At 34.3% G+C, this 15,735-nt stretch carries 19 protein-coding genes; 7 read left to right on the top strand and 12 right to left on the bottom strand.

Going from position 1 to position 15,735, the window contains the following annotated elements; all coding sequences use genetic code 11:
- Positions 1 to 37: 37 nt before the first annotated feature.
- Both J5Y03_RS07375 and J5Y03_RS07370 read right to left on the bottom strand, forming a co-directional pair.
- Positions 38 to 556 carry a YwhD family protein gene (locus J5Y03_RS07375; RefSeq protein WP_209404138.1) on the bottom strand — a complete coding sequence of 173 codons (519 nt, stop codon included), beginning with the start codon at positions 554 to 556 and terminating at the stop codon, positions 38 to 40.
- A 23-nt stretch (positions 557 to 579) separates the two neighbouring features.
- Positions 580 to 1,248 (bottom strand): site-2 protease family protein, encoded by a 669-nt coding sequence (locus J5Y03_RS07370; RefSeq protein ID WP_209404136.1) that lies wholly within the window; start codon positions 1,246 to 1,248, stop codon positions 580 to 582.
- A 124-nt stretch (positions 1,249 to 1,372) separates the two neighbouring features.
- Between J5Y03_RS07370 and J5Y03_RS07365 the strand changes: the two genes are divergently transcribed.
- On the top strand, positions 1,373 to 1,558 hold the full coding sequence (locus J5Y03_RS07365; RefSeq protein ID WP_209404134.1) for a 2-hydroxymuconate tautomerase: 186 nt from the start codon (positions 1,373 to 1,375) through the stop codon (positions 1,556 to 1,558).
- Between the two features lie 67 nt (positions 1,559 to 1,625).
- On the opposite strand, the gene J5Y03_RS07360 is transcribed toward J5Y03_RS07365, so the two are convergent.
- A complete protein-coding gene (locus J5Y03_RS07360) occupies positions 1,626 to 2,939 on the bottom strand; it encodes an HD domain-containing protein (RefSeq protein ID WP_209404132.1) in 1,314 nt (437 codons plus the stop codon).
- A gap of 91 nt (positions 2,940 to 3,030) precedes the next feature.
- On the bottom strand, positions 3,031 to 3,258 hold the full coding sequence (locus J5Y03_RS07355) for a DUF1450 domain-containing protein (RefSeq protein WP_209404130.1): 228 nt from the start codon (positions 3,256 to 3,258) through the stop codon (positions 3,031 to 3,033).
- Positions 3,259 to 3,545: 287 nt separating this feature from the next.
- On the opposite strand from J5Y03_RS07355, the gene J5Y03_RS07350 reads away from it, so the two are divergent.
- A complete protein-coding gene (locus tag J5Y03_RS07350) occupies positions 3,546 to 4,367 on the top strand; it encodes an RsfA family transcriptional regulator (protein WP_209404128.1) in 822 nt (273 codons plus the stop codon).
- Between the two features lie 154 nt (positions 4,368 to 4,521).
- Positions 4,522 to 5,373 carry a lipoate--protein ligase family protein gene (locus J5Y03_RS07345; protein WP_209404126.1) on the top strand — a complete coding sequence of 284 codons (852 nt, stop codon included), beginning with the start codon at positions 4,522 to 4,524 and terminating at the stop codon, positions 5,371 to 5,373.
- Between the two features lie 50 nt (positions 5,374 to 5,423).
- On the opposite strand, the gene pta is transcribed toward J5Y03_RS07345, so the two are convergent.
- Positions 5,424 to 6,395: a phosphate acetyltransferase gene (gene pta / locus J5Y03_RS07340; RefSeq protein ID WP_209404124.1), complete on the bottom strand. Its 972-nt coding sequence runs from the start codon at positions 6,393 to 6,395 to the stop codon at positions 5,424 to 5,426.
- 245 nt (positions 6,396 to 6,640) lie between these two features.
- On the opposite strand from pta, the gene hemQ reads away from it, so the two are divergent.
- A complete protein-coding gene (gene hemQ / locus J5Y03_RS07335; RefSeq protein WP_209404121.1) occupies positions 6,641 to 7,387 on the top strand; it encodes a hydrogen peroxide-dependent heme synthase in 747 nt (248 codons plus the stop codon).
- A 52-nt stretch (positions 7,388 to 7,439) separates the two neighbouring features.
- Here the strand turns inward: hemQ and J5Y03_RS07330 are convergent, their stop codons facing one another.
- The gene (locus J5Y03_RS07330) at positions 7,440 to 7,757 is read right to left on the bottom strand and encodes an ArsR/SmtB family transcription factor (protein WP_209404119.1); all 318 of its coding nucleotides are present in this window, start codon (positions 7,755 to 7,757) and stop codon (positions 7,440 to 7,442) included.
- A gap of 342 nt (positions 7,758 to 8,099) precedes the next feature.
- A complete protein-coding gene (locus J5Y03_RS07325) occupies positions 8,100 to 9,470 on the bottom strand; it encodes an aldehyde dehydrogenase (protein ID WP_209404117.1) in 1,371 nt (456 codons plus the stop codon).
- Between the two features lie 492 nt (positions 9,471 to 9,962).
- On the opposite strand from J5Y03_RS07325, the gene J5Y03_RS07320 reads away from it, so the two are divergent.
- Complete coding sequence (locus J5Y03_RS07320; protein ID WP_209404115.1) at positions 9,963 to 10,385, top strand: cell wall hydrolase; 423 nt, start codon at positions 9,963 to 9,965, stop codon at positions 10,383 to 10,385.
- A gap of 32 nt (positions 10,386 to 10,417) precedes the next feature.
- Complete coding sequence (gene gerQ / locus J5Y03_RS07315; protein WP_322099557.1) at positions 10,418 to 10,867, top strand: spore coat protein GerQ; 450 nt, start codon at positions 10,418 to 10,420, stop codon at positions 10,865 to 10,867.
- Between the two features lie 50 nt (positions 10,868 to 10,917).
- Here gerQ and J5Y03_RS07310 read toward each other — a convergent pair whose 3' ends face one another.
- Together J5Y03_RS07310 and J5Y03_RS07305 are read right to left on the bottom strand one after the other, a co-directional pair.
- The gene (locus tag J5Y03_RS07310; RefSeq protein WP_209404113.1) at positions 10,918 to 11,286 is read right to left on the bottom strand and encodes a DUF423 domain-containing protein; all 369 of its coding nucleotides are present in this window, start codon (positions 11,284 to 11,286) and stop codon (positions 10,918 to 10,920) included.
- Between the two features lie 19 nt (positions 11,287 to 11,305).
- The gene (locus J5Y03_RS07305; RefSeq protein ID WP_209404111.1) at positions 11,306 to 11,581 is read right to left on the bottom strand and encodes a DUF5327 family protein; all 276 of its coding nucleotides are present in this window, start codon (positions 11,579 to 11,581) and stop codon (positions 11,306 to 11,308) included.
- A 492-nt stretch (positions 11,582 to 12,073) separates the two neighbouring features.
- On the opposite strand from J5Y03_RS07305, the gene J5Y03_RS07300 reads away from it, so the two are divergent.
- Positions 12,074 to 12,886, top strand: a complete 813-nt coding sequence (locus tag J5Y03_RS07300; RefSeq protein ID WP_209404109.1) for a Cof-type HAD-IIB family hydrolase — start codon at positions 12,074 to 12,076, stop codon at positions 12,884 to 12,886.
- A gap of 60 nt (positions 12,887 to 12,946) precedes the next feature.
- Here the strand turns inward: J5Y03_RS07300 and J5Y03_RS07295 are convergent, their stop codons facing one another.
- The 3 genes from J5Y03_RS07295 to J5Y03_RS07285 all read right to left on the bottom strand — a co-directional run bounded on the left by J5Y03_RS07295 (position 12,947) and on the right by J5Y03_RS07285 (position 15,677).
- Positions 12,947 to 13,618, bottom strand: coding sequence for a uracil-DNA glycosylase (locus tag J5Y03_RS07295; RefSeq protein WP_209404107.1), 672 nt, complete (start codon positions 13,616 to 13,618; stop codon positions 12,947 to 12,949).
- Between the two features lie 58 nt (positions 13,619 to 13,676).
- Positions 13,677 to 14,660, bottom strand: coding sequence for a YeiH family protein (locus tag J5Y03_RS07290; protein WP_209404105.1), 984 nt, complete (start codon positions 14,658 to 14,660; stop codon positions 13,677 to 13,679).
- A gap of 105 nt (positions 14,661 to 14,765) precedes the next feature.
- Entirely contained in the window at positions 14,766 to 15,677 is a 912-nt protein-coding gene (locus J5Y03_RS07285) for a glycosyltransferase family 2 protein (protein WP_209404103.1), read from the bottom strand.
- Positions 15,678 to 15,735 lie beyond the last annotated feature (58 nt).

Below are 15,735 nucleotides of genomic sequence, written 5' to 3'. Positions count from 1 at the left end.
CGTGAAAAGGCAACCTCCCTCTGAGGGAAGTTCCATATTATTTTTCCAAACCTAAAGCTTGTTTTAGCTCATCTTTTGAATTATTCCACATCTCTTCACTGTGGGATTTTAAAAATTGCCCAAGTAAAACCTTTGATTTTTCATCCATATGATCTACGATAATATGACGTTTCATTGCTTTATCCATACGATTAACGTGTTCATGTAACAATTTATAGCCTCTTCTTGCTTCACGATCAACTGTCATATAGCAACCTGTAGCACCAGCATAATAAGGGCCACTCTCATTTCGTTCCGTTGCTACCCATACTAACCAATATGGTTTTCCGTTTGGAACTTCCTCTTCATTTGTTAGAAACTTTATTCCTTTTTCAACGACGCTACGTGCATGCATTGCACCAACATCAACAAAAACATCTTCTTCCTGTATATCAACAAAAACAGGTGACACATTCTCTAAGCTAATTGCTCCTACACCATATCCGCCATGTCCACTTGTTGAATCATTTTTTAAAATGTTAAAACCTAATGATTTTTTCTTTGGTTGTTCTGTCATACTAACTCAAAACCTCCTAATCTCTACGTGAAAAATGGTGAAACAATTGATGAAATAAAATGTAATACCGTTGGTACTGCAACATTAAAAATCGGTTGAATCGTATAACGATCTAATGGAGTAAGTACCAAAATTAGAAAAATTACTGAGCCATATGCTTCGTATTGTGACATCTTAGCTCGTAAATCGTTTGGAACTAGATCTTCTATAACTCTGTAACCATCCAAAGGAGGAAGTGGTATTAAATTAAATACAAATAAAACAACGTTTATACTAACAAAATATTGGCAGAAATCAAACAATGTTTGAAACAATGCAGAAGACATAGATGTGTCCAAACTAACTTTTATTAATATATTCCAAAGTATTACTCCAATTAAGGCCAAAAGAAAATTACTGATTGGTCCAGCTATAGTCGTTAAAATACCTGCCAATCTTGGATTTTTAAAATTATATCGATTAACTGGAACTGGTCTAGCCCAACCAAAACCGAATAGTAAAATAGCAATTGTCCCAATTGGATCAAGGTGTTTCAATGGTGACAATGTTAAACGGCCTAGTTTTTGTGCAGTTGGGTCTCCAAATTTGTATGCAACGAACGCGTGTGCAAACTCATGTACTGAAAAAGCGATCGCCAATACTAGAAAAACTAAAGGTAACTCTTTTAACGGATATGCCAAATGTAGATTCATTTATTTCCCCTTTCCGTTTTTATTACACTATTACTATATTGTAAAATTTTTATTTTTCTACCGTTTATGCCTCTAATTATCAGGTATAATACTAGTTGAGACATCTAAAGGAGGTTATTCTATTATGCCATATGTAACTGTTAAAATGCTTGAAGGACGTACTGAAGAGCAAAAAAAAGCTTTAGTTGAAAAAGTAACTGCAGCTGTATCTGAGACATCAGGTGCTCCAGTTGAAAACATTGTTGTATTTATTGAAGAAATGTCAAAAAACCACTACGCTGTTGCTGGCAAACGCTTAAGTGACCAATAATAACTGACTAATCTACATAACTCAGAAAAAAACAGAAAGAAACGGAAGTAGTTCAATCTTCCGTTTTTTATTTTGTATTACCGGCCATTCCTTCGATTATTTCGATAATTTTCTTTTTAACATCATTTGGCTGACTGTAGTATATCAAATCGTGTGGATAAAATAACTTCGAGTCCGTTAATTTCTTTCCTGTAATGCCTTCGACTAAATCTGATCGTCTAGAAATTTCTTTAATTTCACCATTTGCTAATAAAAGTAAAATAGGTTTTTTACTCTCCTCTTCACCATACCTAAAGTAATCATATGCTTCATCAGACATAATATCTCTAATTAAATAATACTTTGGATCAAGTCCGATCTCTTCGAACAATTTACTTAGTAACATGATTTGATCGGTATCCGTTTCTGCTTTAAAATCGACAAATTTAAATAACTTTCGATTCAAGAAACGCGTACATAAATCACGTAAAATCTCATCATCTTCTTCCTGCCAAGCTTGGAAGTAGTAAAGGAGCACCGACTCATCTAGCTTCACATATTCTTCTAGATCAATTTTCCCTTCAAACAAACTTGAAAAATGGACGGGAACATAATTAAACTGGTAGCCATCCTTATGTAAGTCTTTTGCACGTTTTAATATACCCGTTAAAATTGCTTCTGCACTTCTTGATACCGGATGGAAATACACTTGCCAGTACATTTGATAGCGACTAATTAAATAATGTTCTACTGCATGCATCCCTGACTGTTTTATTACAATGCCGTCTGGACGTGGTCTCATAACACGTAGTAAACGCTCCATATCAAAGTTCCCGTAGCTCACACCTGTATAGTAAGCGTCACGTAATAAATAATCCATTCGGTCAGCATCAATCTGACTAGAAATCATACTTGTTACAAGTTTATTTGGTGATGTTTTTGCAATAATCGCAGCAACCTTTTCAGGAAAATCTTCTCCTACCCTTTTTAAGATCTTATTAATTTCAGTATTGCCTTCAATGATATATCTCGTAAATTCTTCATGATCTAAATTAAAAATTTTTTCAAAGGTATGTGAAAATGGGCCATGTCCTACGTCATGTAATAACCCCGCACACAAAGCCAGCAAACGATCCTCATTATTCCATTCTGGTCTTCCAGAGAATACATCATCCACCATTCGACGTATGATTTCATATACCCCTAGCGAATGAGTAAAACGACTATGCTCAGCCCCATGAAATGTTAAGTATGTAGTTCCAAGCTGTTTTATTCGGCGTAATCGTTGAAATTCCCTCGTGCCAATTAAATCCCAAATGACTCGGTCGCGAACATGAATATACCTGTGAACTGGATCTTTAAAAACTTTTTCTTCATATAGCTTTTGAGTTGCGTAAGTCATCTATTGCCCTCCTTCCTACCTATCTATATTTCTTCTTACACATTATAACAGATAGATTATAAAAAAAACGCTCCTTATGGTGAAGGAACGCCTAGTTTTTACCTAATTTTGATTTAATCTTAACAATTAATTCATCTTCGTTCGGAGCCGATAGTGGACGATTATTTACAAAGCAAAATGATTTCTTCCTACCAGGCCCACAATAAGACTGACATCCAACTTTAATATCTGCATTTTCATCTATTCTTTTTAAACGAGGCATCAATGTTTTAATATTTGTTGCCTGGCAATCATCACATATTCTAAACTCATTTGACATGCGTTACAACCCCTTCTGTTCCTCATAAAAAGTATACCCTGAGGACACAAAATTAAACTATTCATTAATAGTGTTTTGTCAATTAAACATACTATGCAGTATTTTACTCGTTCCCATTCCTACATGCAAGTTTTGTAATTTGTACCTGAATTATGATTCTACTAATTTTTTAAAAGGTTTGTATAGTTTTTATAAAAATTGTCCAAACTTCAACTAAACACCTCTACTATATTGAGGGGAAAATTTATTTATAAATCAAAAAACTTTGGAATGAGAGGAGTTTTTTTATGAAAATCCGTCAAGATGCTTGGACAGAAGAGAATGACTTATTATTAGCAGAAACCGTTTTACGTCATGTAAGAGAGGGTAGTACGCAACTAAATGCATTTGAAGAAGTAGGAGATATTTTAGATCGTACTTCTGCTGCATGTGGTTTTCGTTGGAATGCAGTAGTTCGTTACAATTATGAAAAAGCTTTACAAATTTCTAAGAAATTTCGCAAAGAAAAGCTTCGTCATGCAAAAGGAGAAGAAGCAAAGAAAAAACTACTATATACACCTTCTCAATCTACTTTTTTAGAAACCGATTTATCTAGCGATTTAGATAAATACTTAAATGATGAAGTTGATTTTGATTTTAATATGGAAATGGATAATGAATCTATTCCTTTCGACACTAACGAAGAAACTAATGAAGAAGCAGAAATTGCTGAAGTGATAGAAGCACCCGCTTATACTCAGGCAGTTACAGTACAACCATCATTCAATCAGCCAACTACTACTTTTACGAAAAAAGCATCTATAACTATGTTCGATGTCATTCAATTTTTACAAAGCCTTTCTACTAATAATATTGCTAGTGACCGTTTACAAAAAGAGAATGAACAATTAAAACGTGATATTTTATCGCTTCAACATCAAAACCAAGAGCTACTCAAAAAAGTTAATCAATTAGAAAAAGATGCAACTACGGTTCAAGAAGACTATGAAACAATGATGAAGATTATGAACCGTGCTAGAAAGTTAGTTTTATTTGAAGAGGAAGAAAAACCTGTGGCAACATCATTTCGAATGGATAAGAACGGTAATTTAGAAAAAATAGCAGAATAAAATGAATCAAAACCTTTATGTACACTGTGCATAAAGGTTTTTTTATTCTATGTAACTAGGTTTTGCTTTGCTTTAATTTCCATCCTCTATTTACTTGTACAAATCTTTGAAAATGCTAAGATGGAAATAAGTATTTTTGCAAGGAGATTTTAGTATGAACAAACACTTAGAACGCCTAGAGCAGGATACCATACGTTTGATCGATGGCTCTACGTTAGGACCTAATTTCCAAGCGATCCAATCATTCGCAATGGATGACACACTCTGTACAATGATAGGAAAAAATGAATCCCCAACTACAGTAAGAACGTGGGTTCATCATAATACAATTGTTCTTGGAATCCAAGATTCTAGACTTCCTTATCTTGAAGACGGAATAGAATTTTTAAAATCACAAGGATTTCATGCAATCGTTCGAAATTCTGGAGGCTTGGCAGTAGTACTAGATGAAGGTGTCTTAAATATTTCTCTTTTACTTCCAGATGATGATAAGAAATTGAAAATTAATGATGGCTACGAAACAATGTACGCACTAATTCAAGACATGTTTAAAGATATGACTTCCTCTATTGAAGCAAAGGAAATTGTCGGATCTTATTGTCCAGGAGATTTTGATTTAAGTATCGATGATAAAAAATTTGCTGGGATTTCACAACGACGTATTCGAAATGGAGTGGCAGTTCAAATTTATCTTTGCGTGAATGGTAGTGGCTCAAACAGAGCTTCAATTGTAAGAGATTTTTATGAACTAGCTATAAAAGGCGAAAATACTCGTACTACCTATCCATCAATCAACCCCATGACTATGGCATCTCTTTCTGAATTGTTAAATACAAATTTCACCGTTCAAGATGTTATGGTTAGGTTGTTAAAATCGTTAAGTAGTCTAGCAGATGTCATTACTCCATCTAGTTTAAATGGAAATGAAATTGATTTATATCAACACCATCTAGGGCGAATGATTGACCGAAACGAGAAAATTCAAGTCTTAATTGATCAGGAATAAAAAATAGGCTATCTAAAGAGGCGAAAACCTCATTAGATAGCCTTAATTCATTATAAAGCTTGTGCAGCTGTGATAATTGATAATTTATAAACGTCTTCGCTGTTACAGCCACGAGACAGATCATTTACTGGCATATTTAAACCTTGTAATACTGGTCCAATTGCTTCGAAGTTTCCTAAACGTTGTGCAATTTTATATCCAATGTTACCTGCTTCTAAGCTAGGGAAAACGAATGTATTTGCATCACCTTGGATAACAGAGCCTGGTGCTTTACTTTTTGCAACAGAAGGAACAAATGCTGCATCAAATTGGAATTCACCGTCTAATGTCAATTCAGGAGCTTGTTCTTTTGCAATTTTAACTGCTTCTGCAACTTTTTCTGTTTCAGGAGATTTCGCAGAACCTTTTGTTGAGAAACTTAACATCGCAATCTTTGGTTCGATATCAAATAATTGAGCTGTTTTTGCACTTTCAATTGCAATTTCAGCTAAATCTTGACTTGTTGGAGCAATGTTGATTGCACAATCAGCGAAAACATACTTTTCTTCGCCACGAACCATAATGAATACGCCTGATGTCTTTGATACACCTGGTTTTGTTTTGATAATTTGTAAAGCTGGACGAACTGTATCAGCTGTTGAATGCGCAGCACCACTTACAAGACCATCTGCTTTATTTGTATAGACTAGCATTGTTCCAAAATAGTTTTCGTCTAATAATATTTTTCTAGCTTGTTCTTCTGTAGCTTTTCCTTTACGACGCTCTACAAATGATGCAACTAATGCATCCATTTCTGTATATGTATTTGGATCTAAGATCTCTACGCCTTCTAATGCAAACCCTAATTGGCCAGCTTTTTCTTTAATTGCAGTTTCATTACCTACTAAAATTGGATTAACAACATTTTCTTTAGCTAGACGATCTGCTGCTTCTAAAATTCTTTCATCCATTCCTTCAGGTAATACAATTTTAATATTCTTTCCTGTTACTTTTTGTTTTACTGATTCAAATAAATTACTCATTTTTTCCTCCTACTTGCTTGCAAAAAGTTTATCCATTATCTAGAATAAATCTTTTTTACAATAATGAAAATTATTATCCCCTATTCTTTAGCGAAAAACAAAAATAAGTTTATTCTAAATTTTTCACATTTTAGACAAAAAAGGTATAGTAAATTATTTTGTTTAGTTCTTTATTAAGGATAATTTTGTTAATATTATGCTATATTAAAATTAGTACTATACATTGATAATTGGGGGACAAACAAATGAGTGAAGCAGCAAAAACATTAGAAGGTTGGTATTGTCTACACGATTTTCGAAGCATTGACTGGCATTCTTTCAAACTTCTAAGCAGCGATGAGCGCCAACAAGCAATTGTTGAATTCCAACAAGTATTTTCAAAATGGAATGATTCAAAAAAAACTGGAGAAGGTAGTCACGCAATTTATAACATCCTAGGGCAAAAAGCTGATATTATGTTTATGGTTTTACGTCCAACGATGGATGAATTAATTCACATAGAAACAGAAATTAACAAAACAACACTTTCTCAATACATGATTCCTACATATTCTTATGTTTCAGTTGTTGAATTAAGTAACTATTTAAGTGCAGAAGATGGAGATCCATATCAAAATCCACAAGTACGTTCACGTTTATACCCTGCACTTCCTGAAACGAATTATATTTGTTTCTATCCAATGGACAAAAAACGTGAAGGTGAAGATAATTGGTACATGCTTCCTTCAAGCGATCGCAAAAAATTAATGTATGACCATGGCATGATTGGTCGTCAATATGCAGGAAAAGTTAAACAAATTATTACTGGTTCGGTAGGATTTGACGATTATGAATGGGGAGTTACTCTATTTGCCGAGGATGTACTTCAGTTTAAAAAACTAATTTATGAAATGCGTTTTGATGAAGTAAGTGCACGATACGGTGTATTTGGATCATTCTTTGTTGGAACAATTTTAAAAGAAGAAAGCTTTGCAAAATACTTATACGTTTAATACGATTTAAAATGAGTACCCTAAAAACTTTGATTTTTAGGGTACTCATCATTTATAAACAGGTTTTCTCAACGACTGTTATTAAAGCTTTTAATTTTTCAACACTATCTTTCAATGATAAAGAATAATACCGCTGAGTACCTCTTTGATCAATAGAAACGAGTCCAATATCACGTAGCACTTTTAAGTGATGTGATATTGCAGGACGTGAAAGTTTCGAATGATTTGCGATTTCTGTTACATTTAATTGGCCTTGCTCATCCAATAAAATAATAATATCTTGTCTAGCAGGGTCACTAAGAGCCTGGAAAATTGGAATGCTATCTCTAAATAGACGAATTGCTTCATCTTTTTCTGTAAAATTGTCCATCAAATCACCTTTGTTATTTTGTTTAAATGTTTAATAGTATTATAATTATCCCTCTTTTAAAATACAAATTTCACTTTTAAAAAGGCTGTTTTCGTATAGATTGTTGCTATTTTAGAATGCGTTAGTTGATTACACCTCCAGGATGCTCCCTTTCCGTGGGGCGTGAGCTGAGCCTCCTCGGCAAGCCTGCGGGGTCTCAGCCTTCCCGCTAATCCCACAGGAGTCTCGCACCTTCCGTTGTAATCAACTTCTGTCTTTTAAGTTACAAATCTCAAAAGCAACAATCTTTTAGAAACGAGCGTTAAAAAACATCATGAGAGATGGTTTTTTTATATTCTCGATTTATTTCAGCAACTTTTTGATAATCGAAATACCATTTTTACTATTTGGATAACGCAATGGTAAATCAAATAGTGTTGTTTGGCGCACTACACTTTTTTGATGAGTGAACGCTTCAAAACTAGCTTTTCCATGATACGATCCAAGTCCACTTTGACCCACACCACCAAACGGTAGATGAGCAGAAGCGATATGCATTAAGGTGTCATTGATACATCCACCACCAAATGTAATATTTTTCATTATCTGCTCCTGTACAGAACGATCATTTGAAAATAAGTATAATGCTAGTGGTTTTTCAAATTGCTTAATAAATTCAACTGATTCATTTAGTTGATCAAATTCAAAGATAGGAAGAATTGGACCAAAAATTTCTTCGTTCATTATACCGTCACTAAGTGAAACTTGATCAATGATAGTTGGCTCAATATATCGATTTTCAATATCATAAGCTCCGCCTCTAACAATATGAGCTTCCTCAATAAAGCTTGCTAATCTGTTTGCGTGTCTCTCGGTTACAATCGATGCATATCGGTTACTTTCCAATGGTTTTTCACCATAGAAGACCTCAATATAATGATTCATTTTATCTAGCAATTCTTCTTTAACCGATTTATGAACTAGTAAATAGTCTGGTGCTATACATGTTTGACCAGCGTTCGTAAATTTCCCCCATACAATCCGCTTTGCAGCTAAATCTATATTAGCAGTTTGATCGACAATTGCCGGGCTCTTCCCACCTAATTCAAGTGTTAATGGAGTTAAGTGCTTTGCTGCGGCTTCCATAACGATCTTTCCTACAGGAACACTTCCGGTAAAGAAAATATTGTCAAAGCGTTTTTGCAAAAGCTCTGTACTAATCTCAACTCCTCCTTCTATAACAGCTATATAATCTTCTTCAAAGACTTCGTTAATTATTTTCTTTAGAAGAGAAGAAATGTTAGGGGTCAATTCAGACGGTTTAAGAATTGCACAATTTCCACCTGCAATTGCACCTATTAATGGAGCAAATGACAATTGAATTGGATAATTCCATGGAGCAATAATGAGAGAGACTCCATACGGATCCGAATAAATCGTGCTAGACGCTCCAAAATGAGTAATCGGTGTTCTCACCCTTTTTGGCTTCATCCATTTCGCTAAATTTTTAATTGTGATATTTATTTCTTCGTAGGTAACCCCTAGTTCTGTTTGATAACTCTCTGAATGAGGTTTACGTAATTCAGTATTTAAAGTATCTAAAATCTCATCTTCATATTTTTTTATAATTGCCTTTAACTTTTTTAAATTTTCAATACGGTAATGGTACTCCTTTGTTTTACCATTATTAAAAAATGCTTTTTGCTTTAGAAATATCTCATTTACAAATTCCATTTTTTCTCCCCTTATCTCATGAAAACTACTTCTTTCAATAATGTTCAATGGATTGAATGTTTAATTATTTAAACATAACTAATTAAATTTCCTCTTTTTTTGCGGTCCGGTATTTTCTATTCCTTCAAAGCTTACTATATTTATATGATTTATTTCAAACGCAAGAATCCCGCAAACAAAGTGAAACTCCCATCAGTGGGTGTTTTCTTTATCCCCATTGATGGCCAGGCCGCCCAATCCAGCTTTTTATCGGCAGTTATCACCCACCTTTCTTCTTCGCATTCCTCTTAATCTTAAGGTGGGAGTCTTACTGCCCGTTAATGCGGGATAAAACAAACTGATATTTATTTAATTTAAATTATGAAATAACCTGTCATACTAGGAGAAGTTTATTCATATGTTTACAGTAGCGATTATGCAAAATTAACCCTCTAACTTCCGAATTAGAATTCATACAAAAGTAAAATACATCATCGGATAGGGAGGATCTTTATGGCTGTTATTAGATATACTGAGGCAGAAGTGGCATTACTAGCACGTTTAATGCGTGCTGAAGCTGAAGGTGAAGGACAACTAGGAATGCTAATGGTTGGAAACGTTTGTGTTAATCGGGTATTGTGCGATTGTCTAGATTTTAAACATATTGATAGTATCACCCAGATGGTTTATCAAAATCCAGGTGGTTTTGAAGCTGTACAAAAATCCTATTTTTATCAACGTGCACGTGAACAAGATATCGCACTTGCCAGAAAAGTAATTGCCGGAAAAAGGTATTGGCCTGCTAATTTTTCTTTATGGTTTTTCAAACCTGTTGGTGATTGCCCACCTACTTGGTTTAACCAAGAAAATGCAGGGAGATTCAAAAGTCATTGTTTTTACCAACCTTCAGCAGACGATTGTCCGGCTGTTTACTAAAAAAATGATGAATCATAAGGGGAGGGCGTTTCGTGAGCAATCAATTTAATGGGGTCTATCCAAATTTCCCTCGAGTTACTCAACCACAACATACACCCGCTCAACAAGCAACTCAACTTGGGCAGGGTGCTGGATTTATGCAACCATCTGGAGGTTACTTGCCACCTCAAGGGCAACCTGGGCAGCCTATGCAACCTATGCAACCTGGGCAACTAGCGACTGCAGCTCCTAGTCCCGCTGCATTTTTAGAGCAATCTTATGTTGAAAATATTCTACGTGCTAATCGTGGAAAAATCGCCACCGTGTATATGACCTTTACTGGTCAAACTCAAGAACAGGTATTTGTTGGATACATCATAGGTGCTGGACGTGACCATATAGCTTTAAAAGATGTAAACTCGAATAAAACATACATTTTATTACAAATATACTTAGACTATATTACATTTGATGAACAAATTACTTATCCTTTCCCAACGTAAGAAATAACTAAAAGGCTGTCTACTAATAATAGTAAGACAGCCTTTTATCATTATGATTTTAATACTGAAATTGCTACTAATACCCATGATACTAAAAATAAGACTCCACCGATCGGGGTAATTGCACCAATGATTTTAACATTTGTTACACTTAAAGCGTACAAGCTACCAGAGAATAATACTATCCCAAGAACCATTAACCAACCGGCCCATGTAAGTGTAGTAGAGGAACCGAACTTATCTAACAATAAAGCAACTAGAAAAATACCTGCTGTTTGAAACATTTGATATTGAACGCCGGTCTTATAAATTTGCAAAGAATGGGCTGAAATTTTCCCTTCTAACCCATGAGCACCAAAAGCTCCTATTGCTATTGATAAAAAAGCAAACAAACATCCAAGCACTAAAAAAACTTTCATTTTTCTCCCTCACTTCATCCTAAAAATCTAATAAAGAACCACCTTCATTATTTTCAGTTATCGGATTACTAGATAACTTAGCGCTAAATGGCTGATTAATAACTTTTGCTGGCTCAAATATTTGATTATTATTATGTATAGTTTGTTCCTGATCACTACCTAGTACTAAGTCGCACAACGTACGAATACTAGCCATATGTTCACGAACCTTCATTACATCCTCTTGATTGACTTTTATCTTTCCAATTTCATTACTCATTTGACTCAACACTTGATCTAAACTGATTTTCAACATAATACACCACTTTCAACCAAATCCACTTTCTTACCATTAGTATACTACTCAAAAGAACTCCTGCGCAAACTAGAAAAGCGAAGGCGGATCGCTTACCTCCGACAGACGTTGGAGCAAATAACTTAGGAAGGGTGGTTTTCCCTTCATAAGTTATTTGTGAAACAACCGAGGAGATGGGAGCTGAAGCTAGACAATACAGAAAAGCGGAGGCGGATCGCTTACCTCCGACAGACATTGGAGTGAAAACAAAGAGAAGGGTGATTTTTCCCTTCACTTTGTTTTTGCGAAATGGCCGAGGAGGTATCCGCTGGAGCTAGACAATACAGAAAAGTGGAAGCGATCCTGCTTATCCCTCTTCTTCCACTTTCCCTATTTTTATTACATATCTACTTACAAAACTTAAATACTATAATAGAAAACCAGTTTAAATATTTTTTTTATATAACATTTGGTGTATACTAGCACCTTAGATTACATTGAGGTGGATATAAAATGACTTATAAAATGATCGTACTAGATATCGATGATACCTTATTAACTGATGAGAAAGTTATTTCAGAAAGAACGAAGGACTCTCTTTTAAAGGCACAAGAACTAGGAGTAAAAGTAGTACTAGCATCTGGTCGACCTACTTATGGTATGCATAATCTTGCTGAAGAATTACTTCTTCAGGAGTATGGTAGTTACGTTCTTTCATTTAACGGTGGGATTATAACTGATTACAAAACAAAAGAAAACGTATATGAGTGTACTTTAACAAAAGAACAAGCTCATGAACTGTATGAATTAAGTAAAAAACATAATGTATTTGTCCATACTTATGTTGGTGATGAAATTATTACTGAAAAAGGGAATCCTTTCACTGATATTGAGGGTGACCTAACTGGAATGGACATTAAGGAAGTCCCTAGTTTTGTTGAACATATTCAGAATGATGTGGTCAAATTACTAATGTTAGAAGCCCCTGAAAAGCTTGAAATTGTTGAACAAACGCTTCAAAAGGAACTTGAAGGAAAAATAAGTGTAATGCGTTCGAAACCATTTTTCCTAGAGTTAACTAACTTTGAAGTTGATAAAGGCAAGAGCTTAAATCACTTAATACAAATTTTAGGAATTAAACAGGATGAAGTAATTGCAATTGGCGATGGATATAACGACTTACCTATGATTAAGTTTGCTGGACTTGGAGTTGCAATGGGAAACGCAGCTGATGACATTAAGAGCCAGGCAGATTATATAACTGATACGAATAATAACGATGGTGTTGCAAAAGTTGTAGAAAAATTTATTTTAAATGCCTATTAAATGGAAAAAGCATTTTCTTATTAAATCATTAATAAGAGAATGCTCTTTTTATTTGTTAAGTTATTGATTTAAGTCCCAATTAATTTTCTGACTTCCATTCTTCTCGAGAATCTCGTTAATCTGAGAAAATGGTTTACTACCAAAAAAGCCTCTGCTTGCAGATAAAGGACTTGGATGATTTGCTTTTATGATATGATGTTTTTCATTTGTCAGTAACTTTTCTTTTGTTTGTGCATGTTTCCCCCAAAGAACAAAAATGACTGGCGTTTCTTTTTCATTTATTATCGACAATATACGATCTGTAAAAATCTCCCAACCTTTTCCTTTATGTGAAGTTGGCTCACCTTCTCTTACTGTTAACACTGTATTTAGCATTAAAACACCTTGCTCTGTCCAAGGAACTAAATAACCAGTAGACGGAATAGTAAAATCAACATCACTATTTAACTCTTTAAAAATATTACGAAGTGAAGGAGGAACTTTCACTCCAGGCAAAACCGAAAAACTCAATCCATGAGCCTGATTAGGTTGGTGGTAAGGGTCTTGTCCGATAATGACAACTTTTACATCTTCAAAAGCTGTATATTTTAACGCGTTTAGTACATCTTCTTTTTTAGGATAAATAACATTCTCTTCATATTCTTTCGTTAAAAAGGTCTTAAGATCTATAAAATATGGTTTATCTATTTCTGATTCTAAATAGTTTGTCCATCCTTCTGGAATTACGAACATTTCATGTTTCCCCTTTCTTCGACGATATTTCCCAAGAAATAATTAATTATTCAAATTTTCATGAAAGAAATAGTTCAATAAAAATAACCGCTGTTACAATTTGACTAATCCCTATTATTGTTGCATATAAAGTTAGCTTCTTCCCTTGAGATAGTATCTTTTTAATGTTAACATTCATTCCTATCCCAGCAAGAGCTATTATCTCTAAATAGCCACTTATGATTTTACATCCATTTGAAATAACATTAGGTACTAGTCCTACACTATATAATAAACAAGCTGCAACAAATCCAATAACATACCAAGGTACTCTTGTTTTTACTTTTCGTTTTTCCTGGTTGGTTGTTCCATGTTTTTTTAAGTTAGCCAATAGAATGACGACAACAACCAAAAGAATTACTCTGACTAACTTATAAAGTGTGGATAGCTGTTTTACATCGTTATTGACCATACTTCCACTAGCAACAACTTGACCAACCGATTGTAGAACTCCACCAATAAGAGCAGATGTATGATTTGTTTCATGATGATACAGCAGGCCAGCAATAAACGGTAATAATAACATTAATACAGTTCCTGTAATATTAACCATTGTGATCGCTAGCCCTTTTTCTTCTTCACTTGCACCAATCGCAGGAGCAGTTGCAGCGATCGCAGAACTTCCACAAACTGCATTTCCACTTGCCATGAGGTATGCAAAATCATTAGTCATATTTAATTTCTTCCCTAACATGATTGAAATGAAAATGACGATACTCATCTGGCAAATTATGAAACCTACTCCATGTAATCCTAGAGACCGAAGAGTATTAAAACTAACTGTTGCTCCTAATAAAAAAACAGAGATTTCAAGCAGCTTACTTTCCGAAAACTTAGTTCCTTTTTTTAAGTAATCCCCTTTTCCGAATGTATTCCCTACAATCATTCCTAAAAAAATTGCAATTGTAGCAGCTCCTATTTCAGGCAGTAATGTAACAGCTACGAATTTACTTATTATTGCAATTCCTAAGCACCAAATCAGACCAGGTAATATCGTTCTCATTATGCCTCTCTCCCTCAGATTCTTTGTTTCTAACACATAAAAGGACAAGATTCCCCTTGTCCCTTTACCCTACTTATTAGGCATCCATTATCAATTTAATCATTGTCATTCATCATAATTTGTTTCTTGGACTATGTAATGTGGTCTTCTTTTTGTCTCGTAATATATTTTCCCTATATATTCTCCGATCAATGCTACCATGACTAATTGTAGCCCACAAAACAAAATAATCCCACTCATAATTGTAAAATGGCCTGGAATTCTTTCGCCAAACATAATCACCATAAACATGCTACAAATATAATAAAGTAAACCGAGAGAAGTTAAGATAATCCCTAGCTTTGTTAGCATTCTTAATGGGCGAGTGTTGTAGCATAAAATATTTTCTAACATATTACTTACGATTTTTAGCCGACTTATCTTTATTTCTTTTTTTACAATACGAGAAGTTAATACAAATGAAATTTCTCTTGATTTGAAGCCTATCCATTCATATAACCCATTTGAAAAACGGTTCGATTCGGGCATACTTAAAATGGCATTCGTTGCTCTTCTACTTAACAAACGATAATCAGATTCTCCATCCAAAATAGAGTAGTTAATGAATTTACTTAAAATTCTCTGTTCAATCGATTTTGGAGAACTTTTTTGATTTTGATTTTTGGCAATCACTTGATGAAATCCTTTTTTATATTCACCCACTAAGTCATGAATGACATACGGTGGATGACTAAAGTTGCCATCCATTACTACCATCGCGTCACCTTTTGCGTGCTCTAATCCTGCACAAACAGCACCATTTCTTCCAAAATGTCGACTTAAGGAAATATATTTCACATTACTACTGTGCTGGGCAAGTACTTGCATGATTACAAAAGTCGTATCTTCACTTCCATCATCTATATAGATGATCTCATAATCAGTTTCTAAATTCCTTGCAACTTCCGATAAATTGTAATGAAATTTTTCTAGATTGTCACTTTCATTGTAGCAGTATACAATTATTGAAATTTTCATCATGTCTCACCTATTATGAATAGACTTTTACTTATTATCAGACAACATGTACTTTATC

Origin of the sequence: Gottfriedia endophytica, assembly GCF_017814275.1 — a bacterium.
GTDB lineage: Bacteria > Bacillota > Bacilli > Bacillales > Bacillaceae_G > Gottfriedia > Gottfriedia endophytica.
The sequence above is the reverse complement of the archived record's forward strand: the minus strand, read 5'-3'. Positions and strand labels throughout refer to the sequence as shown.

Bases quoted from the DNA above. Each gene is read 5' to 3' on its own strand.
- J5Y03_RS07375 (WP_209404138.1), bottom strand. From the start codon at position 556: ATGACAGAACAACCAAAGAAAAAATCATTAGGTTTTAACATTTTAAAA.
- J5Y03_RS07370 (WP_209404136.1), bottom strand. From the start codon at position 1,248: ATGAATCTACATTTGGCATATCCGTTAAAAGAGTTACCTTTAGTTTTT.
- J5Y03_RS07365 (WP_209404134.1), top strand. From the start codon at position 1,373: ATGCCATATGTAACTGTTAAAATGCTTGAAGGACGTACTGAAGAGCAA.
- J5Y03_RS07360 (WP_209404132.1), bottom strand. From the start codon at position 2,939: ATGACTTACGCAACTCAAAAGCTATATGAAGAAAAAGTTTTTAAAGAT.
- J5Y03_RS07355 (WP_209404130.1), bottom strand. From the start codon at position 3,258: ATGTCAAATGAGTTTAGAATATGTGATGATTGCCAGGCAACAAATATT.
- J5Y03_RS07350 (WP_209404128.1), top strand. From the start codon at position 3,546: ATGAAAATCCGTCAAGATGCTTGGACAGAAGAGAATGACTTATTATTA.
- J5Y03_RS07345 (WP_209404126.1), top strand. From the start codon at position 4,522: ATGAACAAACACTTAGAACGCCTAGAGCAGGATACCATACGTTTGATC.
- pta (WP_209404124.1), bottom strand. From the start codon at position 6,395: ATGAGTAATTTATTTGAATCAGTAAAACAAAAAGTAACAGGAAAGAAT.
- hemQ (WP_209404121.1), top strand. From the start codon at position 6,641: ATGAGTGAAGCAGCAAAAACATTAGAAGGTTGGTATTGTCTACACGAT.
- J5Y03_RS07330 (WP_209404119.1), bottom strand. From the start codon at position 7,757: ATGGACAATTTTACAGAAAAAGATGAAGCAATTCGTCTATTTAGAGAT.
- J5Y03_RS07325 (WP_209404117.1), bottom strand. From the start codon at position 9,470: ATGGAATTTGTAAATGAGATATTTCTAAAGCAAAAAGCATTTTTTAAT.
- J5Y03_RS07320 (WP_209404115.1), top strand. From the start codon at position 9,963: ATGGCTGTTATTAGATATACTGAGGCAGAAGTGGCATTACTAGCACGT.
- J5Y03_RS07310 (WP_209404113.1), bottom strand. From the start codon at position 11,286: ATGAAAGTTTTTTTAGTGCTTGGATGTTTGTTTGCTTTTTTATCAATA.
- J5Y03_RS07305 (WP_209404111.1), bottom strand. From the start codon at position 11,581: ATGTTGAAAATCAGTTTAGATCAAGTGTTGAGTCAAATGAGTAATGAA.
- J5Y03_RS07300 (WP_209404109.1), top strand. From the start codon at position 12,074: ATGACTTATAAAATGATCGTACTAGATATCGATGATACCTTATTAACT.
- J5Y03_RS07295 (WP_209404107.1), bottom strand. From the start codon at position 13,618: ATGTTCGTAATTCCAGAAGGATGGACAAACTATTTAGAATCAGAAATA.
- J5Y03_RS07290 (WP_209404105.1), bottom strand. From the start codon at position 14,660: ATGAGAACGATATTACCTGGTCTGATTTGGTGCTTAGGAATTGCAATA.
- J5Y03_RS07285 (WP_209404103.1), bottom strand. From the start codon at position 15,677: ATGAAAATTTCAATAATTGTATACTGCTACAATGAAAGTGACAATCTA.